This window comes from Pseudoflavitalea rhizosphaerae, assembly GCF_003991355.1.
In the GTDB taxonomy this organism is placed as follows: Bacteria; Bacteroidota; Bacteroidia; order Chitinophagales; family Chitinophagaceae; genus Pseudobacter; species Pseudobacter rhizosphaerae.
Genome location: NZ_RCSU01000002.1, coordinates 303,794 through 329,052 on the forward strand (window position 1 = coordinate 303,794; position 25,259 = coordinate 329,052).

At 45.8% G+C, this 25,259-nt stretch carries 17 protein-coding genes; 2 read left to right on the plus strand and 15 right to left on the minus strand.

Annotated elements, in window-relative coordinates:
* Positions 1 to 50 precede the first annotated feature (50 nt).
* Both D9Y29_RS04025 and D9Y29_RS04030 read left to right on the plus strand, forming a co-directional pair.
* Positions 51 to 761: a hypothetical protein gene (locus tag D9Y29_RS04025; protein WP_127125257.1), complete on the plus strand. Its 711-nt coding sequence runs from the start codon at positions 51 to 53 to the stop codon at positions 759 to 761.
* Positions 762 to 848: 87 nt separating this feature from the next.
* Positions 849 to 2,957, plus strand: a complete 2,109-nt coding sequence (locus D9Y29_RS04030) for a carboxy terminal-processing peptidase (RefSeq protein WP_127125260.1) — start codon at positions 849 to 851, stop codon at positions 2,955 to 2,957.
* Between the two features lie 168 nt (positions 2,958 to 3,125).
* On the opposite strand, the gene D9Y29_RS04035 is transcribed toward D9Y29_RS04030, so the two are convergent.
* The 15 genes from D9Y29_RS04035 to D9Y29_RS04105 all read right to left on the minus strand — a co-directional run bounded on the left by D9Y29_RS04035 (position 3,126) and on the right by D9Y29_RS04105 (position 25,202).
* The gene (locus D9Y29_RS04035; RefSeq protein ID WP_164735251.1) at positions 3,126 to 4,271 is read right to left on the minus strand and encodes a TlpA disulfide reductase family protein; all 1,146 of its coding nucleotides are present in this window, start codon (positions 4,269 to 4,271) and stop codon (positions 3,126 to 3,128) included.
* A gap of 25 nt (positions 4,272 to 4,296) precedes the next feature.
* Entirely contained in the window at positions 4,297 to 5,853 is a 1,557-nt protein-coding gene (locus tag D9Y29_RS04040; protein ID WP_127125264.1) for a PKD-like family lipoprotein, read from the minus strand.
* Positions 5,854 to 5,877: 24 nt separating this feature from the next.
* Positions 5,878 to 6,738, minus strand: a complete 861-nt coding sequence (locus D9Y29_RS04045; protein ID WP_127125266.1) for a DUF4843 domain-containing protein — start codon at positions 6,736 to 6,738, stop codon at positions 5,878 to 5,880.
* 26 nt (positions 6,739 to 6,764) lie between these two features.
* Positions 6,765 to 8,231 (minus strand): RagB/SusD family nutrient uptake outer membrane protein, encoded by a 1,467-nt coding sequence (locus D9Y29_RS04050; protein WP_127125268.1) that lies wholly within the window; start codon positions 8,229 to 8,231, stop codon positions 6,765 to 6,767.
* Between the two features lie 25 nt (positions 8,232 to 8,256).
* Entirely contained in the window at positions 8,257 to 11,583 is a 3,327-nt protein-coding gene (locus D9Y29_RS04055; protein ID WP_206513708.1) for a SusC/RagA family TonB-linked outer membrane protein, read from the minus strand.
* 335 nt (positions 11,584 to 11,918) lie between these two features.
* On the minus strand, positions 11,919 to 13,142 hold the full coding sequence (locus D9Y29_RS04060) for a FecR family protein (protein ID WP_127125272.1): 1,224 nt from the start codon (positions 13,140 to 13,142) through the stop codon (positions 11,919 to 11,921).
* Positions 13,143 to 13,222: 80 nt separating this feature from the next.
* The gene (locus tag D9Y29_RS04065) at positions 13,223 to 13,786 is read right to left on the minus strand and encodes a sigma-70 family RNA polymerase sigma factor (RefSeq protein WP_127125274.1); all 564 of its coding nucleotides are present in this window, start codon (positions 13,784 to 13,786) and stop codon (positions 13,223 to 13,225) included.
* Between the two features lie 191 nt (positions 13,787 to 13,977).
* On the minus strand, positions 13,978 to 18,810 hold the full coding sequence (locus tag D9Y29_RS04070) for a RecQ family ATP-dependent DNA helicase (protein ID WP_127125276.1): 4,833 nt from the start codon (positions 18,808 to 18,810) through the stop codon (positions 13,978 to 13,980).
* Positions 18,811 to 19,059: 249 nt separating this feature from the next.
* Positions 19,060 to 19,365 carry an RNA recognition motif domain-containing protein gene (locus D9Y29_RS04075; protein WP_127125278.1) on the minus strand — a complete coding sequence of 102 codons (306 nt, stop codon included), beginning with the start codon at positions 19,363 to 19,365 and terminating at the stop codon, positions 19,060 to 19,062.
* A 139-nt stretch (positions 19,366 to 19,504) separates the two neighbouring features.
* Positions 19,505 to 19,960, minus strand: coding sequence for a cold-shock protein (locus tag D9Y29_RS04080; RefSeq protein ID WP_127125280.1), 456 nt, complete (start codon positions 19,958 to 19,960; stop codon positions 19,505 to 19,507).
* Between the two features lie 63 nt (positions 19,961 to 20,023).
* A complete protein-coding gene (locus tag D9Y29_RS04085) occupies positions 20,024 to 21,097 on the minus strand; it encodes a 3-oxoacyl-ACP synthase III family protein (protein ID WP_127125282.1) in 1,074 nt (357 codons plus the stop codon).
* A gap of 14 nt (positions 21,098 to 21,111) precedes the next feature.
* Positions 21,112 to 21,363: a short-chain dehydrogenase gene (locus tag D9Y29_RS04090; RefSeq protein ID WP_127125284.1), complete on the minus strand. Its 252-nt coding sequence runs from the start codon at positions 21,361 to 21,363 to the stop codon at positions 21,112 to 21,114.
* A gap of 354 nt (positions 21,364 to 21,717) precedes the next feature.
* Complete coding sequence (locus D9Y29_RS04095) at positions 21,718 to 22,914, minus strand: MFS transporter (protein ID WP_241237844.1); 1,197 nt, start codon at positions 22,912 to 22,914, stop codon at positions 21,718 to 21,720.
* Positions 22,915 to 22,916: 2 nt separating this feature from the next.
* Complete coding sequence (locus D9Y29_RS04100; protein ID WP_127125286.1) at positions 22,917 to 24,263, minus strand: amidohydrolase family protein; 1,347 nt, start codon at positions 24,261 to 24,263, stop codon at positions 22,917 to 22,919.
* A gap of 75 nt (positions 24,264 to 24,338) precedes the next feature.
* Positions 24,339 to 25,202: a helix-turn-helix domain-containing protein gene (locus tag D9Y29_RS04105; RefSeq protein WP_127125288.1), complete on the minus strand. Its 864-nt coding sequence runs from the start codon at positions 25,200 to 25,202 to the stop codon at positions 24,339 to 24,341.
* Positions 25,203 to 25,259 lie beyond the last annotated feature (57 nt).

The following is a 25,259-nucleotide window of genomic DNA, read 5'->3' on the forward strand; positions in this document are numbered from 1 at the left end:
GACGTATCTTACTGTCCATGAAGATCAGGTCTATATTAATCACAACAATCATGGGAGTTCTGATCAATTGCATTCAGGCTCAAACCTTCAAAAAGTTCGATACGGTTTTTCTCTCCGGTGAATACAATGATTTCTTTCAACAATATCCTGCCATCAGGGCAATCAATATCGATGCAGAAAGAAAGGAATTCATATCCCTCACGTTAGACAAGCAAGGAAAGGCCGCATCGCATTATTTCGATATCGGCTTTGAAGGCGACAAATACCTCCTCAGAAAAGAATATGGAGAAATCCCGCTTCCAACAGCACTCCTGGAACAACTATCGTCCAGGGTTTGCAAGCAAAACTGGTATGTATCATTCCGCGTGGTGACAGATACAATTTTTGGCCATCTGCGCTATTATTGCCCGGGTGACTCGCAGGACTGGGATTGGCATTTTGAGCCAGTGAGAAACCGGATCAGTTACCCGGGTGGGATAAAAGAACTGGAACCGCTTGTGCAGGAAGCGCTCAGGAATGCAGTATTCCATGATTCCATTTATTTGTTGCGTGCAATTGTAAGTCCCGACAAAACGATAAACCATTTCGAAGTACTGGAAGGAAGCGATAAGATGGTTACCGACAGTATCATTGCAGTACTGGAGAAAACAGGTCCCTGGCGCCCGGCCATGCAGGGAGGCCGGCCTGTGAAAGCCTACCTGAAACTATTCATCAGGGTACTACCGGATCAAAGGATACGCCTTTACGTTCAGAATCTATAAATATTTTTCGACTTTCCCTTCACCCTATTCCCTTCTTCATGTGCTTTCCTTCCGGAAAGCAAGATTTCTAAACCATAAACAGAAAAAATGAGGGGAATCAATAAACCGTCGCTGTTCTTGTGCGGTTTTTTACTTACGGCGGCTGTGGCCATCTGTCAGCCCGTTGATATCACCAAAGAACCGGAGCATAAAAGGATCATACAGGATGCTGTAGTATCTAATCTTATCTCAAAACATTATGCACCCAAACCACTCAACAACCAGTATTCCCTCTCTGTCTGGAAGAATTTTATCCATTACCTGGATCCCAATCATATCCTCTTTCTGCAAGCGGACCTCAACAAGCTTGCAGCTCATCAACAAAGTATCGATGAACAATTGAAAACCGGTTCCACCGCTTTCTTCGATGCTGTGATGGATATCTACCGCAAGCGTATAACCGAAGTGCAGTTATTGTACCCCAAAATCCTGTCAGCCAACCTGCAACGCGATAAAAAAGAAATGTTCGATCCCAACAGGAAGCATAAAGCTTTCCCTTCCGGGCCGGAGGAAAGAAAAGAAAGCTGGAGAAAGATGCTGAAATATGATTTCCTGAAAAAATATTTTGCCGCTAAGCAGGCAATAGAAAAAAAGGGCACAGTCATTAACCAAACTTTGCCCGCTTCACTGGAAGCAAGCATCAAGGCCAGTATCCGGCAACAGTATGATGGCAGCTTCAGTCAGCAGCTCACTGGAAAGTCCATAACGGAAAAATTCTACCAGTACCTGAATATCGTTACAATGGAAATGGACCCGCACTCCACCTTCATAATGCCGGATATCAACCGGGCTCCGCCGGGTATCGATGGTAAACCCTATTACAGCGTAGGTTTCACGGCTTCTGAGGAAAACGCAGAACATTATATCCGTGAATTGATCCCCGGCAGTTTAGCAGAAAAAAGTGGACAGGAACTGGTGAACCAAAGGATCATCGCCATACGCGACTCATTGGGTAATATGGTCCCTGTTTCAGGCAAAAGTTCGCTGGAACTTGCATTCCTGCTCAGTGGTAAGAAAGGCTCAACCCTGAACATGATCATCTCCAATGATGCGATGGAAGAAAAAGAAATGAACATTCCGCGGGAAGAAATGAGATACAATTCTTACAAGATGAGATCCGCGATCCTTGAACGGAACGGTAAAAAGACAGGCTATGTACATTTTTCCTTTTTCTACGGCAACTTTGCTTTCAAGAACGATTTTGGAGTGGAAGCAGACCTGCTCAGGGAACTTGACAAACTGAACGGACAGGAAGCGGAAGCCCTGATCATAGACCTGCGCGGCAATCCCGGCGGCTCAACCGGCGAAGCAGAGCGGATGCTGGGCGATCTCATGGGAGGAGGCGATGTATCTATCCTGAAAGGGAAATATTCTGAACAGAGATTGTCGAATCCTGCCAATACCGTACCCCGCTTCAAAGGCCCGCTTACCATCATGCTGGACGAGTCCAGCGCTTCCGCTTCTGAAATTCTTTCAGCCGCTGTTCAGGACCATCGCAGGGGAATCCTCATCGGTACAGAAAGCAGTTTTGGAAAAGGCACAGCGCAGACCACGATCGGGATCGGGAAATACGAAAACAATAAACAGGTCATCAATTACGGATCGCTTCATCTGACGGAAAAAAAATTCTATCGCATCAGCGGTATTTCCACCCAGTTCAAAGGCGTTACGCCGGATATCGTGATCCAGCAAAGGATGAGCAATAACAGTATCCGTGAGATCGATTACCCCACAGCGTTACCTGCCGATACACTGAAAGTGGAAAACTATACACCGGGAAAATGGAACTTCAATTATGACCTGGTGGTGAAGCAGGCAAAAGACAGGATCAGCAACAACCCTTCCCTGCAATCCATCGGCTCCCAAATGCAGCAACTGGAAAAGCTGCAAAATGAACCCTGGGAACTCAGCCTTCAGGGTTTTGCCGCCAAAACAAAAGCCATTGCCCAACTGGAAGCAAACATCAAAAAAGCCAGGGAACTCGATGCCAATCATTTGTTGCAGGTGGAATCCAGCCTGCCACCCTGGATCAACCCTGACACGCTCCTGCCCTTTGAGCATCTGCAGTACCAGCATTGGCTCAACAAACTCAAAAAAGATATTTACCTGGCCGAAGCATTGAATGTTACAGAGGATATGATGAATCAAACGAAATAAGGTACCAACTGAAGAGGTAGAGGCTGACTAAAAAGGTCGGAGAGCTGGCAGTCGCTCGCCTCCGGCGAGTGACTTCTGTTTAGTCGCCTCCGGCGACGCAGTGTTCGCCGGAGGCGAACAAATATAAGTCACTCGCCGGAGGCGAGCGACTGCCAGCTCTCCGATAACTCATAAGATCTCTTCCAGCTTTTTCTCCAACGCATCTCCTCTCAGGTGCAGGGCCAGGATCTTCCCATCAGGGCCGATCAGGTAATTCATCGGAATGGTCTGCAAAGAATACAATTTCCAGATCTGATCACTTTCCTCTTTGGTAAGCGTTGCCACATGGTTCCAGGGCAGGCCGTCTTTATTGATGGCATCCACCCATGCCTTCCGGTCTCCGGGCCTTTCCAGCGATACGCCCAGCACGGTGAAATTCTTATCCTTGAAACGATTATATGCTTTCACAATATTAGGGTTCTCGAAACGGCAGGGCGTACACCAGGAAGCCCAGAAATCCAGCAGTACATATTTCCCGCGGAAAGAAGACAAATGGACAGGATTACCCAGTGTATCCTTCAATACAAAATCCACGGCGTCTTTGCCAACGCCAAGCTTGAAGGCATTATCGATCTGTTTGGCCATCGTTTTTCCAACTATAGTTTGTTGGAGGGAATCCGCCAGTACTTTGAACATAGCTGCATACCTTTCTTTTTCTTCCGCCAGTGATTTGGCATTCATCTTCTCCCTCAGGATACCCAGCGATACATGCGATGCAGGATATTTTTTCAGGAATACGAACTCCATGCTGTCTATCTGCTTCTTCAGGTTTTCACTGATATCATTGTACTTTTTCCTGTTGACGGAATCACGGTTTGCCGTTGCATGCAGCATATCATTCCAGGCAGCAAATTGTTTTTCTTCGTAAGGACGCAGCATTTTCTGAAAGCGCTGGAAATCTTTCTGCGATTTACCGGGCGCTTTCAATTTTGCTTTTGCCAGCGGCAACCCATCAATGGTGATGGGCCCACCTTCAATAAAGAATTCCAGTTGTTCAGACATCACCCAGGGATTCTTTCCACGCTGGTCCTTAGGTATTCCAATGCTCAGTGATGCTTTTGAAGGTTCTTTTACTGTTCCTTCAAATTGGTATGTCCCGTTTTTGATCAAAGCACCTGTGTATATTTTTTTATCTCCGTTGAAATAAGAGATGGTAAGTTTCTCGCCGTTCCGGGAAGTATCTTTCACTGTTCCGCGAATAGTGAATGGTGTTTGTGCGGAAGTGGAAAAAGCGATTACTGAAATAATACCTGGAAGCAATACTTTCTTCATCATTGTTTTCATTTTTTACGGATGGCTGTTAGTTCACAGCTCTCCAGTTCATGTCTTTGATTTTGATCAGTCCATCCCAGTCTGCCCCTTCAACAGGTGTGATGGCAACGGTATTGGGATCGGTGCCAACCATAAAGCGGCGCAGCCTTCCTTTTGTTGAAGGATTGTAGGTTGCGATATAGAGCGCATTGGTGGTCTGATCTATCTGTGTGTCGAATTTGAGCATGGTGATCTCATCACCGCCGGGCTCAGGGAAACTGTATGATTTTTCAAGTCCGGTGTTGTAATCATAGGCATAGAGTGTACTGCCCACCGAATAGAAAACAACAGTGCGTTTTGAAGAGAAAGCATAGTGATCCGCATTGGCAAAATTGGTAGCGATGGGCAATACGGTATACATATCCCGCTTAAAAGGCGTTGCGCCGCTCGCATAGAATTTGTAGATATAATGGTTACCGGAGCCGTCTTTCATGATGGCAAAGGAATTACCATTGGTAGAGCCGCCGTCGGTATTGCGCGTATTCTCTCCATATACAAGCGTACGGCCAACTGCAGCCTGGTCCCAGGGGAAAGGGTCTCCTGCTCCATCTGAAGGAATGGTAGACACCAGGCCGAATCCGAATGTTGCATAATTCAGGAACCGGTTATTTTCAGTATCGTACCACATTGCGGCGTTCATATTAGCGATGGGGTACCATAAATAAGGGGCAGCAGGCAGCAGGTGATCGTAATTATCATCCAGCCTGTTGATGGCATTGGTATAAAAATCACCACCGGTAAGGAAAGTATGTGCTGTAAAAATATTTCCATCGCTGGTCATAACGGCCCGCGCATAAGCGTTGCCGGTACTTCCTGCCCTGTCTCTTATCTGTGGTGCATAAAGCATGGGGGTCAATGTTTCTTTGTCCAGCGCTTCATTGGTAGCCACAATCCTTGCGAACTTATTTTCCGTGGTGCCTTTCATGGTCTTACGGTCAAGGAAATAAGAGCCGCTTTTGGTCATGGCCCATATCCTTCCATAATTATTGTTCGTTGATTTATCACCGTTATGTACAATGGTGAAAGGGTCCTGCAATGCAGGCAACCCGCTGTTGGCGAGAATGCCGCGGACCACCTGTGTATCGCTTACCATGGAGATCATGTCAACATCGGCGAAACCGTTCTCTCCCGTTCCCATCAGCATGATACCAGTTCCGTAAAGTGTGCCGATGCTCAGGTTGGCCGCTGCTTTCCAGGCAACGCCTGTTTCATTGTCTACGATCCTTAGTGTGATCACATAGGCATCGGGTGTGATATCTACCGGGTAGTCGAGTATGGGTGCGGTTCCCAGGGTGTCCAGCCGGGTGGTTCCTTTTGCGAGGATCCAATAGTAGGAAAGTCTTGAAGGATCGGAGATCTCCTGTGTCATTTTGATAGTGGGCTCTATGTGCAGCACATCTATGCCATAGACGGCTGAATAGGAATTGGCAAGGCCGGTGATGGTGATCTCGTTGATCTCTTTATAATCGTAGTTGCCGGTGTCTTTGTAACAGGCCGACAAGCAGCCTGCCAAAGCAGTGAACGCAATTATGATAAACTTTTTCATGATCAATTTCTGTGTTGTTAACAGTTAGGGATTGTAGGGAACGCCGATATAGGAAGTCCAGGGTACTGATCCGGCAAACATCAACCTGCCGTCATCTTCCAGCACAGGCGTACCTGCATTGAACTGGTTGATGAGGTAACGTCCAAGCTCATTTGAGATCAGTATCACCAGTACGGGCGTCATAGTTACATCGGAAGCGAAGTCTTCATATTTCAGATTGAAGAGTTCGCACATCAGTTCCAGTTTTTTCCTGGTGAACGCTCCCCATACGCCTGCTTCGCGGTTGCCGTCCTGGATGGAACCGCGCCATACGGCGGGTTGCACCATCAGGTCGTTGATATTGATCATATGCAGCGATGCATCGAAGGCGGTATCGTTACCGAGCGTGGTTTCACCCAGGCCGGGAATCGCCTTCCATTCAGGAAAGGATAACCCGAAATGTTCATTGGCAACAAGACGAAGCCCAAGTCTTATATTCTTATCCAGCATATCCGGGGTACGCTTCACCGTTATGGGGATATAACCGGTAATTGCATTGGCAGGTATATTGTAGGTATCGCCGAAAGGCAGGTAATGAACACCGGCCACAGCCGTAGTGGAATCAGCGTTCACCACCACTTTGAACGGACGGTCATAATCTTTCACAGGACCGGTAATGTTCACCGCAATGCTGATCTCCATCTCCTGCACTTCCTCCGGTTGTTTTACAAATTCAACATTGGTATATGGACGAAAAGGCCAGGATGCGGGCGCCGCCCAGGTTGGACCGCTTCTCACGCCAAAGTATATCCCCTCCATTCCCTCGTATTCCATCATTTCCTTTTTACAGGATACGAAGGGCAATACAATCGCCAGCAGCGCCGGCCAGAATATCATCTTTTTCATTGTATCAGTTTTTTAATGTAGAGTAATTAATTGCCCCTCACGGAAATTTCACTCAAAGGCAATGGAACAACATAATTGCCCAACTGCATTTGTTTGGTATTGGTGAGGTGGGCATGGTTGGGAATGGCGGTCATGGCATTCCGTTTATAATAAAAGAACATCTGTCCTTCTCCGATCATTTCCTTGCGGAACTCGCGGGTGATGAAATCTTTCAACTGCGTGGTGGTGGTTGGCGCAAGGCTTACACAGTTCCTGGCGGTACGCAGCATGTTAAGAAAGGCCGTTCCGTCTTCCAGGGTGGGACTGCATTCTGCCGCAAGCAGGATCAACTCACTCAACCTGATGAGTGGAATGGCATTGGGAGCCGGCTTGTTGGTAGAAACAGCGTATTTCACATGCGTCAGGAAATTACCATTGGTATTGCTGAGTGTGAGCCATGATTTGAGACGGAAATCATTCAGATCATCGTATAAGGCATTTTTCCTGCCCTGGTTATCATCATAATTGTTGAAACTGAGCCGCAGCTCTTTCTGAAGGTCCGGGGCAAAGAAATTGGTATAGATATTCTGACGGTTGATCTTGTACAAAGAGAACATCACTTCGGGGATGAAAATATGATCGAAGTCTGCGGGCGTGGCGGCCGGATCATATGGCCCGAGGCCGAATACAGGATTATCCCCGGTAAGGGTTTCAGTAAGCACTTCCATCGCTTCCTTCATTGCATTCTCTTTATCGTTCTTCCAGAGATAAGCCCTTGCCATCAGCGCTTTCACTGCATAATAGTTGAGCCGGTATTGCCGGAAATAGAAATCGTTGGACCCTACAGGGTTTGCACCGTGGCGAATGCCTTCTGTGATAACCGGATCGTTCTCTTTCAGCAAAGCTGCAGCAGCGTTAAGATCATTGAATACCTGTTCCATGATCTTTTCTGAGCTCAGCAGATCGGTTACTGTTGGCCGAGGGGCAGTATTGTAAGGGATGCAGGCGCGGCCTTTGTCTGCTTCAGACCAGATGGGGCCGAACAGCCGCAGCATATCAAAATGCAGCATTGCACGGAGTGCGAGCGCCTCGCCTTTCACGATACCGAAGTAGGGAGCAGGGAGCAGAGGGTTGCTGTTCTCCCCACATTTATCGATGATCACATTGCAGTTGACGATCAGCTCGTATGCCTTCTTCCATATATTGTCCATCGCCGTTCTAGTATTCTCGGCTGTATATACGAAAGTGGTGGTATTGTAATAACGATGCGTGGAGATGTTCATGAAGTAATAATTCGCCAGAACATCCAGCGTGGAGAAACTCATGTTCTCTCCGTACAGTGCGGAATTGGTAAGCTCCACATACACTCCGTTCAACGCATTCAGGTAGCCTTCCCTGGTAGAGAAGAGCTGGTCTTCATTCAACCTGTCAGAAGGCTTTACATCGATCCATTTGTTACATGCGCCCAGCAGCAGGGAGAACATCATACAAAAGGAAATAAGCTTTATTTTCATTCAAATTCGTTTTGGCAGTTATCAATTAAAAACGCACACCTACAGAGAACGACATCGATCTGGCGAACGGATAATCGATACCTCGTTCATTCATTACCGTTGCTACCCTGAAAATATCGTTCATATAAAGCCTGAAGGTTACAGATGATGCGTGGACCGCTTTCACCCAGCGGGCTTTTGAGTTTTCGTATCCGAGTGAAATGGATTCGCCAGCCAGGATATTATTGTCTTCTACAAAACGGGAAGACATGGGGTTGGACCTTGAATCGGAAATAGACTTGAATTTGGCATTGTCGCCGGGCTTCTGCCAGCGGTCAGTCAATGCACGCCTGTCCTGGTTCAAACCGATCTTCTCATATGCGATGTTCTCCACTTTATCATAAAGCGTTTGCATGAATATTTGTCCACCTATACGATAGCGCAAATTGATATTGGCGAAGAATCCTTTGTAAGACACGGAAGTACCGATAATACCTTCCAGGTCTGGATCGCTGTTGCCTACAACAACTTCGTCCTTATAATCATGCACAAAAGTTTGTTTCCCGTCTTTGGTGAGAAAGATCTCCCTTCCTGTTGCGGGATCGATGCCCAGTGAGCGGACAGCCCAGAGATCAGAAGGGCTTGCGCCATCATAATAGCGGGTCATGTTCACGCCTTTGTTCTTCTCATTGAAATTGCTCAGCGCATTACCGAAACTGGTATAATGAGAGCGGAGATGACGCCCGTTGAGGTTGATGATCCAGGTGAGGTCTTTTTGTTGTAACAGAGTATAGTTGGCAACAAGCGTGAATCCTTTCTGCTCCTGCCCTCCCAGGTTATCCGTTACGCTGGTGGCGCCGGAAGAAGAAGGCACATTCACGAATACCAGCAGCGGATCAGTTGTTTTCACGAAATAATCGGCATTGATACGGAGGCGGTTTTTGAGTGTGACCAGGTCCAGGCCGATATTGCGGTCAAGCGTTTTCTGCCACTTGAGGGAAGGGTTGCCGAAATTGCTTACGATCACGCTGGGTCCGAATGGATTCCTGTTTTCGTTATTATACCTGTACACTCTCATGCTCACATAATCGCTGAAATTCTGGTTGCCGGGATTACCAATAGAGCCACGGATGCGGAAGCTGTTGACCCATTCATATGCACGGTCACGGAAGAACTTTTCATTATGGATATTCCAGGCCAGGCCCATGCTCCAGATGGTGGTGAACTGCCTGTTGGCGCCAAATACGGAAGCGCCATCCGAACGAACGGTTGCATCCAGCAGGAAGCGTTGATCAAAGGCATAGCCTGTGTTCAGAAAATAACTGGCGCTGCGGCGCTTTGATTCAAGATAATCCGCGCGTTTGCTTTCAGAGTAATCGAATGCGAAAGCGGCGTTGGGAAATTCGTCGCCAACAAATCCCTGCACTTCATAGGAACTGCCAACACTGGATACCTGCGTGGCGCGTAAACCGGCCACTACATTGAGCATATGCTTTTCAGCCAGGAGCTTGCCATAGGTGAGACTGAAATCGCCATCATAATTCACTCTCCGTTCATTATTCTCGAAATAGGTGCCCTGTAAAAGCGGGTCAGTGCTGGCGAATTCGGAATTGAAAGGGGATTTGAATATTTCGTCCCTGAGGGTCTGCTGAATGATGCCAACTCGCGCACGCGCTCTCAGTTCAGAGAGGATGCGCCACTCGATCTCGAAGTTATTGGTAAATCCCTGCGACCTGGATTTGTTCACGTTCCTGTTGTGATAATCGTACAGCGGATTGTAGTATGTTTCGTTTTTGACAGGCGTGCTGCTGGTAAGATCTACCCAGGTAAATTGTTCAAGTATTTTATCGATGCCACCCGTTTCATTGTATTTCCTGAAATAAGGATTGGCGCGGGAGAATGCCGAAAAAGGAATGGATTCCCTTGAGGCATCAACGTCATCGATGGTCAATGAATTGTTCACGGAGAGTTTTCCCTTGCGGTACATCAGTTTCACATTGCCGCTGGCGATCTTCCTGTCAGACCCTTTCATCACGCCCTGGTTATTGGCATAATTGAGTGTAACGCCATAGCGGAGGTTGGCGTCTCCGCCTTCTGCAAAAATGGAATGCCGTTGATTGGTGGCAAAGCGAAGGGGTTCGTTCATCCAGAAAGAATTTACGCCACGTTTCACTTCGGACAGCCTGCTATTGTATTTGGCATCAGCATCGGGGGTTACGAAATTTCCGTTGGCATCGATGGAGCCGAGAAATCCTGACCAGCGCTCGAATTCCAGTTTTTCCGCGGCATTCATCAGGTTGTAATCACTGAGGTCTGCCCAACTGAAATAAGTGGAATTGTCGTACGAAATGCGAAGTCGTCCCGGCGCCGGGCGTTTTGTTTCCACCACCACCACTCCGTTGGCTGCTTTGGATCCGTAGATGGCCGTTGCGGCAGCATCTTTGAGAAGTGTAATGCTTTCTATACGGTCCATACTCATATCGCTGATCACGGCGAGGGAACTTTCAAAACCATCCAGGATGAACAGTGGTTGATTGGGGTTGGTGCCGTATTGTTCTGTGAGGCCGATCACGCTGCTCTTACCCCTGATCTCGATATCCGGGAGCCTGTTGGGATCGGAGCCAAAAGTGGAATTCTCTACAATGGCAAAGGAAGGATCGAGTGTTTTGAGGGCTTGCAGCGGGCTCTGGTTACCTACCATCTTCAGTTCCTTTGCCGTAAAAGTGGAAGATGAGCCGGTGAAGCTTTCTTTTTTACGTTGATAGATGCCTGTAACAACATGGTCCTGCATGGAGGAAACGGCCTGCCCCATTTTAACGGTGATGCGATCACTGTTCTTTATGCGTACTTCCGTTTGTTCATAACCGATAGCTGTGAAAACGAGTACCTGCCCTGCATCCGCCATGATGGAGAATGCGCCTTTGGCATCTGTGGACGCGCCGCGCTTTGTGCCTTTCACCATTACCGTTACGCCTGCAATGGGTTCATTGGATTCTGATGAAACCACACCCCTGATCTGGCGGAGGGTATCAGCCGGGGCAAACAGTTCTTTGGAAAGATTGCTAAGAGGTGTTTCAATGATCTTGCGTGAGAGCGTGATTGTCTTTCCTTCGATGCGGAAGTTCAGGGGCTGATCCCGCAGTGCAGCTTCCAGGAAATCGCTGAGCGGCATATTGTCTGCTGCGATGCTCACCGGTTTGGTGTCTGTCAGCAACTGTTTGTTGTAGAAGAACACGAAACCTGTTTGTTTCTCCACGGCCTGAAATAGTTGTTTCAGGGGAAGCCCCTTCACAGAAATGGAAACATTCTGTGAGAAAGAGTTTGCCGAAACGGTCAGGGAAGAAGCGAAAAGAAAGATGGTTAACAGTCTCATAGCTTTAATCATTGAAGCTGTGAGCAGTGCCGGAACGCCTGGGTCCTGTACAGAGGAGCGGGCTCCGGGGCTGTGCCGGAGGCGATTCTCATGGGGTTTTGGCCCGGTGCACAAAAAAGACGTGTCACACTGGTCACAAGTAGCAGTTTTGGGCATACTTTTGTTACAGTTTGGTTGGTTAAAAAATGCTTAGCGTGCGTTTAAATCGACCCGGCTACTTTGCCGAAGGTGTTGCAAGCGCCTTCGGTTTTTGCTTTATGGGGCGATCCACTTTTCTATGTTTCTACTTTTTGATCTTTCTACTTTTCTATTTGTTCCGTTACAGTTTTTTCGTTTTAAGGCATCACGATCAGTTTGCGTCCTTCCATGCGGAAATGCACTTCTGTTTCTTTGAGGCTTTCCAGTAAGCCGGATAAACTAACATCGTTGGTCATCTTTCCACCAAACGTGATATTGGGAATGCCTTCTTCATAAACTACATCGATATCGTACCAGCGTTCTATCTGCCGCATCACTTCTTCCAGGCTGGCATCTTCAAAATTGAAGAGGCCGTTTTTCCAGGCAATTGCCTTGTCGATATTGGGATTGTTGATCAATCGAACGGGTTGCAGCCTGGTTTTGCTGCCTGCAGGTTTGATCTCAGCCTGCTGGCCGGGTTTCAGCGTTACAAATGAACTGCTGTCTGAATCTGCACCGGGCCTCACTTGTATGCCGCCATCCACCAGCGTGGTTCTGATGCTGGCTTCATTGGAATAGGCATTCACATTGAACTGTGTGCCCAGCACCCTGATCTGCGCCTGTTGGTCCACATTCACATAAAAAGGCTGGCGATGGTTCTGTGCCACTTCAAAGAACACTTCTCCTGTAACCTCTACCCTGCGCGTGTTACCATCAAATACGGTGGGATAACGAAGGGAACTGGCTGCATTGAGCCAGACTTTTGTTCCGTCTGGCAATACCAGCCTGAATTGTCTGCCTTTAGGCGTTGAGAGTTGATTGTACACGGACGCGGCTTTACCTGCATCCTGTGAATAAGCCAGCGAACCGTTGTTCAATACCACCTGTGTGCCGTTCTCCGTTGCTACCACGCCGTTACCCAGGCTGTCGAGCACCACTTCGGTACCATCGGCCAGTGTGAGAATGGCTCCCTCTTTTCCGGGAATTATCTCCTGATGATCTTTTGCAACGGTTTCCTGTTTTTCATTTTTGTTCAGAAAAAGATAAGCACCCACGCTTGCTGAAACCACCACCAGGGCTGCAACCCAGCCCCAGGTCCAGCTGCTTCTGGCGGGCAATTCCTTTATGGTTGCCATTCCGATGGAGCCGCCCAATCCCTGTTTGATCTTTTGCAGGATGATGGCTTCATTGTTTTCAGTTTCTTCCTGGTGGTACAAAAGCACCATCTCCCGTAATTGTTCTTCATTATTAATGGATTCAAAAAGGAGGCGGTTACGATCGGATTGAGAGATCCATAGGTTAAGCTGCTCCTGCTGATTGGCTGAAAGATCGCCACGCAGGTGCCCGGTCAATAGGTCAATAAGGTGCTGATTATGGGTCATAAGCCCCTATAACAATTGAGCAGACCAAATCAACCAGTCCATTTTTACATTTTTCTTATTTTTTTGGAAGATGCCTCTGATCAGAGTATGTCGCGGCACCCAAGCAGCAACATGGCAGACAGCATAAAATCCTTTCCCAGCGCCAGTTGCAGGAGCTTTACGGCTGTGATCCGCTGGTTGATCACGGTCTGAGGTTTTATTTGTAGCAGAGAAGCTATTTCGGCTGGTTTCATGCCATCGCGGTAAGAAAGGAGGAATATTTCTTTCATGCGCGGGGGAAGTTTATTCACTTCAGCGTAGATCCTGCCTACCAGCTGGAGCTGGAGGAGCTCTTCGAAGAAGTCGCCCTGCTCACGGTCCTGTAACTGACGGAGTAGCTCATCCCGGCGTCCCGCCTTCATTTGCTGATGTTTCAGGAGATTGAAACATTTATTGCGGACGGTAACGTGGAGAAAGGCTTCAACAGCGTTGAGGTCTTTGAAGTTCTGGTTTTGTTGCCAGACCTGGATGAAGGCTTCAGCGGTGAGGTCGCGCGCATCTTCGATGTCCTGTACAAATTTCCGGGCAAACCAGAACACACGGCGATAGAGATGCCTGTACACCGAGGTGAACGCCTCTTCACTCCCTGCACGGAACTGCTGCATCAAAGCAAATTCATCCTGTATTTCAATTTCAGTTACTGCCACTAAGCGGGGAAAGCCTGGTAATTAAAGAATTAAGACAATGAGGAAAGGTTGGTCAGCGCAAGATAAGCAAAATCCAATTGAGTGGGGATAGGGCCGCTGCTGATGCTGCGGGATTTACCTTTGCCCGGTAACATTATACTCATGTAATATCAGGAGCTTACGTACCCGGTGGAATCCGATTTTTCAAAATACAGCTCAGGCAAAATTATCAGGACCTCTTGTTCCTCCCTTTCCCCCAGCCAGTAAACAATGAAATTAACGTTTGCGCTTTTTAATTCATATCCCCTCTCCTTCATCGTCTCGATTTTCATTTGGAACTGACTTGAAAATCTCAAAACAGTATATCCCTTTGCGTTCAAAGAATCGGTTCCATTCACACTCAATTCATCCCCGCTCACCAATTGAGTAATTATTTCCTGGCAATTTTTGAAATAGCCCAGCCAGACATCTTTGTAAGTGAGTTGCATTGAGAAGCCTGCAGGAGGAAGATAAACTTCATTGTCCTCTTTCCATTCCAGCTCTTCAACCCTTATATCATCCAGAAAGCCCGAATTCAGATGAATGGTCAGGTTCTTTCTGGCCCTTGTCAACCCAACATACAACAGCCTCCTGGATTCATCAGTTGACAGGTTGAAATTATTGAGCATCAGGAATACATTGTCAAACTCCTTCCCTTTGGCTTTGTGAATAGTTGACACGAAAACCGTTTCACCATTACCGCTGTAAAAATCCTCTATTTTAGATTCCCGGATAAAAACTTCCAGATCAGACCTGTATTTATATTTCGGATTCGTTGCTTCGAAATCAATAATCAAATTATTACACAATTCCAGTCTTTCACTTTTTTGAAACCTTTGATTCAGATTCCGTTTTGCAGACGCCCAAATATCATCATGGATTATGTAGTTTTCAGGGGAGCTATTCAGTTGCGAAATGAAAAAGCGGACTTCTGCGAGATTGAATAGGCTGAATCCATCATTCGTTTGAATTAATTTAGATGGTATCCCATTCCTTATGAGTAAACCCGTAACCTGTAAGGCTTCCTCGTTTGTTCTTGTAAGTACACAAACAGATCCGGACAATTCAGCGGAAAGAACATCCCGAACAACAGGATTAATAAGATTATTGCTTTGATACCGAACGATCTTTACTTTTCCATTATCGGACTGATTGGCCATTATTGGTGTCTCCTTTAGCCTGTTCTCAACCTTTTTTACAAACTGATTGGCGAATTCAACAATATTACTCCTGGACCTGTAATTTACTATAAGCTCATTTTTGCCAGCTTTTTCCATTTCAATAAACTGCCTGAGATACCGGGAGCTTGCGCCACGGAACTCATAGATATTCTGATCATCGTCTCCAACAGCAATTACCCGCATTTCCTCATTATGCTCCATTAGCGATTTTATCAGCTCGAATTCATCATTGTCCATATCCTGCGCCTCATCAATTACCAGCACTGTCTTTGTGATCTTGCTTTTTTCAACTTCATTATTCCTGATCTTTTCAATGGCAGTTTTCAGTATCCGATCTGATTTTTCCAGGCTTCCAACTTTTCCAAGCAAATCAAAACAATAGGAATGAAAAGTTTTGATGTCGATATACTGTGCGGCATTGCCTATAAGCTGGCGAAGCCGCTTCTTGAATTCTGTAGTTGCTGCCCGTGAGAAGGTCACCATCAGTAATTGCTCATGCTTTACATCCTCCATAAGAATTAAAGAGGCAAGCTTATGTACCAGTACTTTTGTTTTACCGCTTCCGGGCCCGGCCAGCACCACCATATATTGGGTACCTGTGTCCTTCACAATTTTTAACTGTTCCGGTGAAAGTGTGCCAAACAACTGTTTGAATTTTGCGGGAGTAAGCGTGAAATTTATATTCTTTTGACGTTCACCATTGAAATATTTATTTAGAAAAAAGGAGTAGTTCAACTGAAAATAGTCTTCAACAAACTGTAGCGCATCCCTGTAATTCCCGATCATCTTTTTTGCATACTCGCCTACAATGTGTATCTGCTGAATCTTGTTTTCGTAGAATTGGTTCAGCTTTTGATAATCTTCCACCTTATACCGCTTTTTATTATCCAGTTCCAGTCTTTCAATATTGAGCCTGTTGTAAGAAACAAGAAAGCCCCCTTCAATTTTTATTGCTTCAATCCTTGACAGGTAAAAAAGGCAATCTTCTATATCTTTTACGGTGATTTCAACTTTAAACAGGTCCGGACTATTCTCATAAGCTTCTTTCAATTCCAGTACCGAGAATTCAACCAGTATTTCTTTTTCCAATGATGGTTGTTCTGCTATTCCCTGATTCGATCTGTCATAAAGCAACTTCACTATGAATCCTGCCAGTTTATGCCTTATTTCCATTTTCTTCTGCAGATCGGATGGCGGGTGAAGTGATATGACGCGGACATGATTTTTCGTGTATTCCTGATTGTATTTTCTGATCCATTGCTTCATAGCCCAGAAATTCAGGATCGTTTTTATTTTGTTGGGAGTTACTTCTTCGCAACCATTACTTTCAGCATCTTCATTCAACTCCTTAATGTGGAATGCTTTTTCTTGTTCTTCCAGAATATTGAGTAAATAAACTTCTATTCTGTTGAACATTTCAACGATGGAAAGAGACCGGTTTATTCCTTCCCCCCTCTTGATAAAAGCAGTCAGGTCTTTTGCATCATTTAGTATATTTTCCTGCCGGAGTATCGTAATAATATTGATAACTTCAGCATTCTTAATCCCCAAATGATCTCCGATATAATCTATCCGTGACTCCGGTGTTTCATTATTTCCATGCTTTTTACTTCTGCTAGAAATCAGTTTTTTGATGATCCTGATAGCTGTCGATTTCTCCTTTTCGTCAAGCCTTGTTGAACTTTTTATTTTCCCGATGGCTTCCTGGGCATTTTTTGCTCTAATGCTGTTTGCATAAACCTTTGGAGCATTCTGTTGTCGCTTTACATAACCGGCGTCTTCCAGTGCGGTAACAGCCGTCTTAACCCTGGTTTCAATTTGCTTTATATTATCATCCCAGCCTGCCTTTCTGGCTATTTCCAACGCTGAATTGGAAAATGAATTCCTGTTGAACCGTGTGAGGTCCTTGATGGCTTTCCAAATCTGCTGGATCTCTTTAATGGAAAGCCGGGTCTGATTCAGGAGAATAAAATGTTTATTCAGATCCTCTTCATTGAATAAAGCGAAGCATTCGGCTTCCAGCTTTTCATCCCTTCCGGCTCTTCCGGCTTCCTGAACATAGTTTTCCAGGGAATCCGAGATCTCAAAATGAATTACCAGTTTTACATCCTTTTTGTCAACACCCATTCCAAAAGCGGAAGTAGCTACCATTATCTGTGTTTCTCCGGCTATGAAGGCATTCTGGTTTTCCGTCTTTTCTTTTGCTTCCATTTGTCCATGATAGGGCCTGGCATTAAAGCCATCTCCAACCAACCTTTCAGCCAGTTTATATGCTTTCCGGGTCCTCGAAACATAAATGATGGCAGGGCAGTTTTTCTCAATGACCAGGTCCCTCACTGTCTGGTATTTCTCCTCTTCGTCTTTTTGTTCAATCACTTTGTACTTCAGGTTGGTCCTGGAAGCTTTTGATGTAAACACTTCCAGTTCAACAGAGAGTTTTTGCCTGAAATAATCTCTGATATCTTCGATAACCTTTTGCTTTGCTGTAGCGGTAAAGCAGGATATAGGGATCTCCTCACCATTATTTTTTTGTTGCTGCAGGGATTTTATGAAATCTCCTATATACAAATAGTCGACCCTGAAATCCTGTCCCCAGGAAGAAAAGCAATGGGCTTCATCAATTACAAAACGGATGATTTTTCTGCCCAGCAATAATCTTTCAATGGTTCTGGATCGAAGGGACTCCGGAGAAATATACAGAAGGGAAGCAGATCCATTTTCCACGCGTTCGAATGATACACCCCTCTCCACAGGATCAAGCAGGCCATTGATCGTAACTGCATCAGTTATCCCGGACGCTTCCAGGTTATCCACCTGATCTTTCATCAAAGATTGTAAAGGAGAAATTATGACAGTCAATCCTTTTACATTTTCCCCACTCATGAGTGCAGGCAACTGAAATGTGATGGATTTACCACCACCGGTTGGGAAAACAGCCAATAGTGATTTGTTGTCAACAGCGGCTTGCACTGCTTTTTCCTGCAGGGGCTCCCCTCCGAAAGTTCTGAAAGAACTGAAATTGAAAAAACGCTTCAACCCCTGATGTATATCCAGCGCTTTATTGCAATACGCACAACCAGTCAAACATGGCTTGTTTCTCAATTTTGCCATTACCCTGTCTACTTCCGGATAATTTTTCAATACCCATGGAGGCGTGATGGAGTAACGATTATTGGCATTGATCAGAGACAGGCAATAAGAAAGTTCAACTGGATGGTCTGCTATTATTTTAGTAAGGTCGGCCTGTTCACAAATTTCATTTTTGAATTGCTCTCTTATCAGAAGTTCGGTGTCTGCATTTGGAGGGACATAAGATAAAAAATGGAAAAATGCCTTAAACTCAGATTTATTATTTAATAAGAGATAGAAGATTTGCTGCAGCTTTTCGTGTATGTGCCTGAATGCAGCTACTTCATCATAGAAAAGATTTTTAGCCTGTATTGAATCATTCAGCGGGTTGTTCAGCTCTTCAGTTTGAAGCTTATCATCTTTTACCAGGGCATGATAGGGTCTGGCCGGAAACAGGAGTGGCGACATATAAAGTGTATCGATGATATTGGTTTCCGGAAATTGGGTTTCCCCAAGCATTGGTCTGATGAATTGCAGATCATGTCTGATGATATTATGCCCACAGATAAATTGTGCCCCTTCCAGGAATTTCACCAATGCAGCAATGGAAGTATTGTGGAAAGAACGGCCATCGTCCATTACACAACCGATATCCAGGATTGTTCTGCTCCGTGAATCAATCTCGGTATCAACAAAAGCAATTGATTTTTCCATTTGTTGAGTTCATAAATGACATGGTCTACCGGTATACCATACACTCAAAATACTTATTTTTTTCCATTTTTCCACACTCTCTGTTGCAGGACAATTTGATCGTTTTTGCCAATCCCGGAATGTTGAACAATAAAACAAGCACTCCTTCGGGTATACTGGCGGGTTATATGACTTATGATAGGGCTTGAGAATAGCCACAATAAAAAAGCCGTCTCTTTCGAAACGGCTTTCCAATATTCTAAAAAGCAATTACCACCTGTTACGCTTTTCGTAGTTGTTGCTTTTGAATGGGCTTTTGTTGAAGCTTTTTTCAGGTTTAGGTTTTGCTTCAGATACACGCATCTGACGACCTTCAACTTCTGAGTTGTCGAGTTGGGAGATGGCGTTCTGTGCTGCGCTATCGTCAGGCATTTCAACAAATCCAAAACCTCTGGACCTGCCGGTTTCCCTGTCTGTAATCACTTTTGCAGAGCTCACTTCACCGAAAGCAGCAAAATATTCCCTTAAATCTTCGTCCTGTACATTAAAAGACAGGTTTGATACATAAATGTTCATTTGTACAATTTTAAATAATGAAAATCTGAGTAAGGCAAGAAGTATAGGAATTAAATGCGGACTTAGCAGATTAATGACAAATACTGATGCAACGCTCAAATGAATGTGTAAAGATACACTAAATATAACACTGGCAAACTTAATCTTTGTTAAGCGTAACGTTCACAGCATTAAAGCCTTTGGGGCTTCTCTCCACTTCAAACTTAACTTTGTCGTTCTCACTGATTGGTATATTCAGATCATTGGAATGCACAAAGATCCGCTCTTTTGTTTCGGAATCGATAATGAATCCAAACCCTTTCTGGGTATTGAAGAATGATACTACACCGGTACGGAAGGCATCTTCGGGGTTGTCTTCCATTTTAGGAACGCCGAGTTGGATATCTTCCGCCAGGAATACCTTTTTATTACGGGGATCAGGCGGAGTATCTGTAAGATTTCCGTTTTCGTCCAGGTAAGCCATCATACTGTCCAGACCTTTATTCTGGTCTTTATTGTTCTTACGCTCTTTCATCTTCTCCAGCTTCTCCTGTTGCTTCTTCATCCGTTGTTTTTCTTTTTCCCGCTTTGTAAAGGTTTCCTTTGATTTCGCCATGATAATGATTTAAGTTTAGTAATTGCATCCCGGTCTTCTGCTTACTGCGTAACCGGGCGCCCGTTAATACCTGTAACAAACCGCATTGATGTTCATTCCTGCGCCAACAGAAGCGAACATGATGAGGTCCCCGGGCGATAACGAATGCCCTTCGATCGAGCCCTTCCTTACCAGGTGCAATAAGGTTGGGATGGTGGCTACCGAACTGTTTCCCAGCCATTGTATGCTCATCGGCATGATGCCGGCAGGCGGTTCGCTGATGCCATATAACTGGTAAAAAGCCTTCAATATGCTTTCGTCCATTTTTTCATTCGCCTGATGGATAAAAATCATCTTAAGCTCATGAATGGAAGCTCCGCTTTTATCCAGGCAATCTTTCATGGCCGCAGGTACATTGGTCAAAGCATATTCGTACACTTTTCTACCCTGCATTTTGATGTATCCTGTGGTATCATCGGCCTCCTTCGAATAGGAGGACCCGAGATTAATGTATTCGACTTCTTCCAGGCAATCCGATCTGCTGGCCGCGCTCAGGATGCCCTGCTGTGGCTGCGAATCGGTTCTTTTTTCAAGGATGCAGGCCCCTGCTCCATCAGCAAAGATCATGCTGTCGCGGTCAAACGGGTCAATGATCCTGGAAAGGGTTTCCGTGCCCACCACCAAAAAAATGGTGCCGGCGCCGGCTTTGATGAAACAATCTGCCTGGATCAGTCCCTGTAACCATCCGGGGCAACCGAAGAGTACATCATAAGCAACACATTCAGGGTTTTTGATCCCCAGTTTGTGCTTGACCCTGGACGCAATGGAAGGTACTGTATCCGGCTGGAATGTACCAGGCTTGAGATCACCGTAATTGTGAGCAACGATGATCTGACTGATACGCTCTTTATCCACGCCACTATCATCTATAGCAGCCTGCGAAGCAAAAGCAGCCATTTCAGAAGTGCTGAACTCAACCTCTGCGTACCTTCTCTCCTCTATTCCGGTTATTTTCTTGAAATTATCAATGATCTGGTCCGTTCGTTTATTGAATGGTGTGCCATCCTCATTCAGGAAAACGGAATTTTTGAAATCTTCATTTTTGCGGATATGGGTAGGGATATATGCTCCAGTTCCAGTTATGATGTTTCTACTCATGTGTTTTACAGAAATTACAATGCAGAAAGCTTAGTGAACTCAAAACCACTGAAAATCTTAATAAAATTGGCATCGCCTGTTCTCTTAAAATTTTCAATGTTCGCTTCAGGAACCACTCTCCAGAAATTCTTCGCTTTCAGCTCCCTGTAATCAGAAGTTTGAACGAAAAGGCCTTTGAAAGCGCCCCTGATCTTACATTTGATCAATACCGGTGTTTCGTTCAGGAATTTCTCTTCCACAAAATTTCCAATTTGCTCATTCGACATTATAACGGTTTTTTAGTTTACTAATCAGATCCCGGAAATAGTTGATCTCTCCCCAATTTTCTGGCTTTGTGGCCGGGGGAACGCTTGCGCTTCCTTCAAAAATTGCCGGAATAATATTCACCTTTAATTTAGAACAGACCTTCACTAATGTTGAAATGAGGAATCAAAATAGGTGCAGGGAGGGTAATATTTGTATTGAAGATACGATTAAATTGCCATATGGGGCCGATTATGTTGGAAAAACCGGTGTTAATTGGCTTTAAATTAGCAGTTTGCAGAGAACAAGCTTTTGATATACAAGCAAATAGCGATCAGATCCTGAACACACCAGTAATACAATCCTGTTTTCCATTATCAGGCTTTCTTCGGCGCAAAACACAGGTGCACCAGCAGCGTTAACAGGCAAAACATTGTTCCTGTAGCTACAACGCCCGGCCAATGGTAGTGTTTCCAGGCCTGCGCCCCAACAAAAGTACCAGTGGAGCCGCCGATGAAATAACTTACCATATAGACAGTATTCAGTCGATTATTTGCGTTCAGGCGAAGGGCAAAGAAGCTCGACTGATTCATGATATGCATCGATTGCAAACCGAGATCAATAAGAATGATGCCGATGATCAGTCCGATATAGGTATAACCACCCACATAGAAAATCCCCCAGCTCAACAGCATGATCAGGATAGCAAAGAGAATGATCCTGTCAGGTGTAGTCTTAGCCGCGATCCTGCCCACCACAGCAGCCGCCAGCGCTCCCGCTGCGCCAATGATGCCGAAAGAACCGGCAACGGACGGCCCTGCAAGAAAGGGCGCTTCTTCCAGGTGAAAAACAAGGGTTATCCAGAATGCGCTGAAAGCTGCAAAGGCAGTAGCCCCGCGAAAAGCGGCCAGCCGTAGTACGGGTTGCGTTCTTGTAAGGAAAACCAGCGACCGCATCAGTTCTGCGTAGGACCCTGCGAAATTCGGTTGCACTTCAGGGAGACTGCGCCAGATCAGGATTCCCAATACCAGCATGAACCCTATAGCGATGCCGTACATGGCTTTCCAGCCCAGGTACTCGCCTACAAATCCGCTCAATACCCTGGATAAAAGGATACCTACCAACAATCCACTCATCACCATCCCGATTGCGGAGCTTTGTTTTTCTTTGGGAGCCAGCTCCGCCGCCATCGGGACAAACAATTGCGGAGCAATGCTGGTGAAACCCACCAGGAAGCTTGCAGCAAACAACCACTCAACGGATGGCGCCAGCATCATACCTGCAAGCGACACGATGATGGCCACTATATCCCAAAGGATCAGGCGACGCCGCTCAAGCCTGTCGCCCAGCGGCACCAGCAGCAATAACCCCATCGCATAACCGATCTGCGTAAGCATGGCAATATTGCTTATCCTGGATTCAGGCACCCCAAAATCCCTCGCCATCAGCCCGAGCAATGGCTGATTGTAGTAGTTATTGGCTACTATCATTCCCGTGGCGATGGTCATCAGCCAGAGTGTACTTTTTGAGAGCGCAGGTTTGGATGCCATCATCATTGCCGGATTCAGCTGCAAATTTATTGAGTGAAAACGATCTTTCCTTCATGAACCAATGAACGTACAGGCGAGATCCTGCTCACCGCTTCTGCCGAACAACTGGCATCAACGAATACCAGGTTAGCTTTATCTCCGGTGACCGGCCATTGGCGATTGCCCTTATCGTCCAGTGGCAAAACGTTGGCGGTGGCCAGTTTCAGGCTTCTCGACAGATCGAATTCCGTGGAATGACCGTAGAGCTGCGCCATCAGGTTCGCTTTCTGCAATACACTGCCCGAGCCGAAGGTATTCCAGTGATCGATGATACTATCGTTGCCGGTAAAAACGGTAACCCCATATTTATACAATGTTGGAATTGGCATGATGGTATTACCAAATGGAATAGTGGACACGATTCCGATGCCTGCACCTGAGAGACTGTCTGCAATAGATTCCTGTTTGGTTTTGTCCAGTCTTGCCAGTACGAAACAATGACTAAGAAAGGTTCTTCCCTTCAATTGCGGATTGGCCATCACTCTTTCAATGAGGTATTCAACAGTCTTCAATCCTGATTCCCCGCTTTCATGCAGGTGGATATCGATCCCCTTATTAAATTCCATGGCCAGGTCAACGGTGAAGTTGATGCTTCGTTGTATATCTCCGTCGATGGATTGCGGATCGAGGCCGCCGATAAAATCAATGTCCATTTTTGCAGCTTCGCGCATAAGGCTGGTACTATCGGTGTAGTATAACCCATGTTGCGGGAATGCCACCAGTTCTGCGCCGAAACTGTCTTTTTTGTTTTGCAGGGCCAGTTGCAGGTTCTTCAGTGAATTCAGACCGGAGGTAGGGTCGATATTGACATGACTTCTGGCGAAATCACTTCCATTGGATTGCAACAATTCGATCAGCTTCTCCGCACGGTAAGTGGATGTTTCCAGTAATTCAGGTATGATCTTTTGTTCCAGTTCGATCATATCACGCACGCTCCTGTTCTTCTTTCTGCGAGCCTGCCAGGGACCGCCATAGAAAGTTTTATCGAGGTGGATATGCATATCCCTGAATGCAGGCAACATCAGCATTTCCTTAGCGTCTACAGCTTTGGCATTAGTGTCATTCGGAAGAATAGCAGAAATCCTACCATTTGCGATCTTAATAAGGAAGAGCTCTGTTTTGGTACCGATCACTTCCCCTTCTTCATATTCAAAACCGGTTTCCAGTTTTACATTTTTGAGGGTATAGTTCTTTTGATCAGGGATTGTAGTGCTTTGTGTTGACGATCCTTCTTCCGCCATCACATTACCACCCAGCATCAATCCTGTTCCGCCAGCTACCAGCGCGGACGCATTCCTGATAAAATGTTTCCTTGAAATATTATGTTGGTACATTCCTTTCAGTTTGACTCAAAATTACGCCGCAACTGCGGAGGAAGGGTGCGTAAATCATTCCAATACTTGTAAAATTTATAACTCCCTCTTGAATCCGCGGGGCGATGATCCTGTCTGAGCCCTGAAGAAATTCGAGAAATAGGCAGGGTCTTTGAATCCGAGCTCAAAGGCAATTTCCTTCAGGCTCATATCGGTTGACAGGATCATTCGTTTAGCCTCCAGCGTTACCCGTTTCTGGATGAAGAACATGGCCGATACCTGGAATTGCCGCTTGCAAAGAATATTCAGGTAATTGGGCGTGATATGCAATAACCCTGCATAGAATGCCACAGACTTCTCTTCTCTGAAATGCTGTTCTACCAGTGAAAGATAACGTTGCAGCACAGGTGTTTTTTGATACAGGCCCAGGTCTTTGAATTTCTGCTCCGCTTCGCGATTCACCAGCTGAGCAATAATATTACTGCGCAGATAGATCAGGTCCCAACTGATAGGACGATGTTTCAGGTCCATGCGGATGGACTGGAATTCGTAGAACAATAAATGAAATGCTTTCGGTGTAAGCTGAACAACGGGATGGCTTTGATAGAGTAAAAAGGATAGATCAAGTGAAGCAGAAAAAGTTTCAAAGATCCTTTTACTGATCATCAGCTGATACGCTTTTGTGCGGGCGCCAAGATTCCACTTATGAACCTGGTGCGGGAACAGGATATGCACCTGGTGATCCGTTATTTTATGATCTGTGAAATCGATAGAATGGGTACCACTCCCCTTTTCAAAAAGTAGAAAAAGAAAAAAATCGTGCTTGTGAAATTTCTCAATACTGCGGGCGCCGGAGATCTCGTGGTATTGGAAACCGGGCTCGGCCTCCTGGTCTGAGAGGAACTCCCTGATATTGAGAACAGGGATGGAGTCTTTCGTTTTTTTGGAAGAGCCGGCCATAACGGTAAAGGTAATAACCTTGTAGCAGTTTCACCAGGCTTTCAACATTATGGGATC

What these genes read in the sequence shown, in the direction of transcription:
- D9Y29_RS04080 (WP_127125280.1), bottom strand. Translation starts at nt 19,960, where the DNA reads ATGGCGAAATCAAAGGAAACCTTTACAAAGCGGGAAAAAGAAAAACAA.
- D9Y29_RS04045 (WP_127125266.1), bottom strand. Translation starts at nt 6,738, where the DNA reads ATGAAAAAGATGATATTCTGGCCGGCGCTGCTGGCGATTGTATTGCCC.
- D9Y29_RS04075 (WP_127125278.1), bottom strand. Translation starts at nt 19,365, where the DNA reads ATGAACATTTATGTATCAAACCTGTCTTTTAATGTACAGGACGAAGAT.
- D9Y29_RS04085 (WP_127125282.1), bottom strand. Translation starts at nt 21,097, where the DNA reads ATGAGTAGAAACATCATAACTGGAACTGGAGCATATATCCCTACCCAT.
- D9Y29_RS04055 (WP_206513708.1), bottom strand. Translation starts at nt 11,583, where the DNA reads ATGAGACTGTTAACCATCTTTCTTTTCGCTTCTTCCCTGACCGTTTCG.
- D9Y29_RS04035 (WP_164735251.1), bottom strand. Translation starts at nt 4,271, where the DNA reads ATGATGAAGAAAGTATTGCTTCCAGGTATTATTTCAGTAATCGCTTTT.
- D9Y29_RS04065 (WP_127125274.1), bottom strand. Translation starts at nt 13,786, where the DNA reads ATGCAGCAGTTCCGTGCAGGGAGTGAAGAGGCGTTCACCTCGGTGTAC.
- D9Y29_RS04090 (WP_127125284.1), bottom strand. Translation starts at nt 21,363, where the DNA reads ATGTCGAATGAGCAAATTGGAAATTTTGTGGAAGAGAAATTCCTGAAC.
- D9Y29_RS04025 (WP_127125257.1), top strand. Translation starts at nt 51, where the DNA reads ATGGGAGTTCTGATCAATTGCATTCAGGCTCAAACCTTCAAAAAGTTC.
- D9Y29_RS04105 (WP_127125288.1), bottom strand. Translation starts at nt 25,202, where the DNA reads ATGGCCGGCTCTTCCAAAAAAACGAAAGACTCCATCCCTGTTCTCAAT.
- D9Y29_RS04100 (WP_127125286.1), bottom strand. Translation starts at nt 24,263, where the DNA reads ATGTACCAACATAATATTTCAAGGAAACATTTTATCAGGAATGCGTCC.
- D9Y29_RS04030 (WP_127125260.1), top strand. Translation starts at nt 849, where the DNA reads ATGAGGGGAATCAATAAACCGTCGCTGTTCTTGTGCGGTTTTTTACTT.
- D9Y29_RS04040 (WP_127125264.1), bottom strand. Translation starts at nt 5,853, where the DNA reads ATGAAAAAGTTTATCATAATTGCGTTCACTGCTTTGGCAGGCTGCTTG.
- D9Y29_RS04070 (WP_127125276.1), bottom strand. Translation starts at nt 18,810, where the DNA reads ATGGAAAAATCAATTGCTTTTGTTGATACCGAGATTGATTCACGGAGC.
- D9Y29_RS04050 (WP_127125268.1), bottom strand. Translation starts at nt 8,231, where the DNA reads ATGAAAATAAAGCTTATTTCCTTTTGTATGATGTTCTCCCTGCTGCTG.
- D9Y29_RS04060 (WP_127125272.1), bottom strand. Translation starts at nt 13,142, where the DNA reads ATGACCCATAATCAGCACCTTATTGACCTATTGACCGGGCACCTGCGT.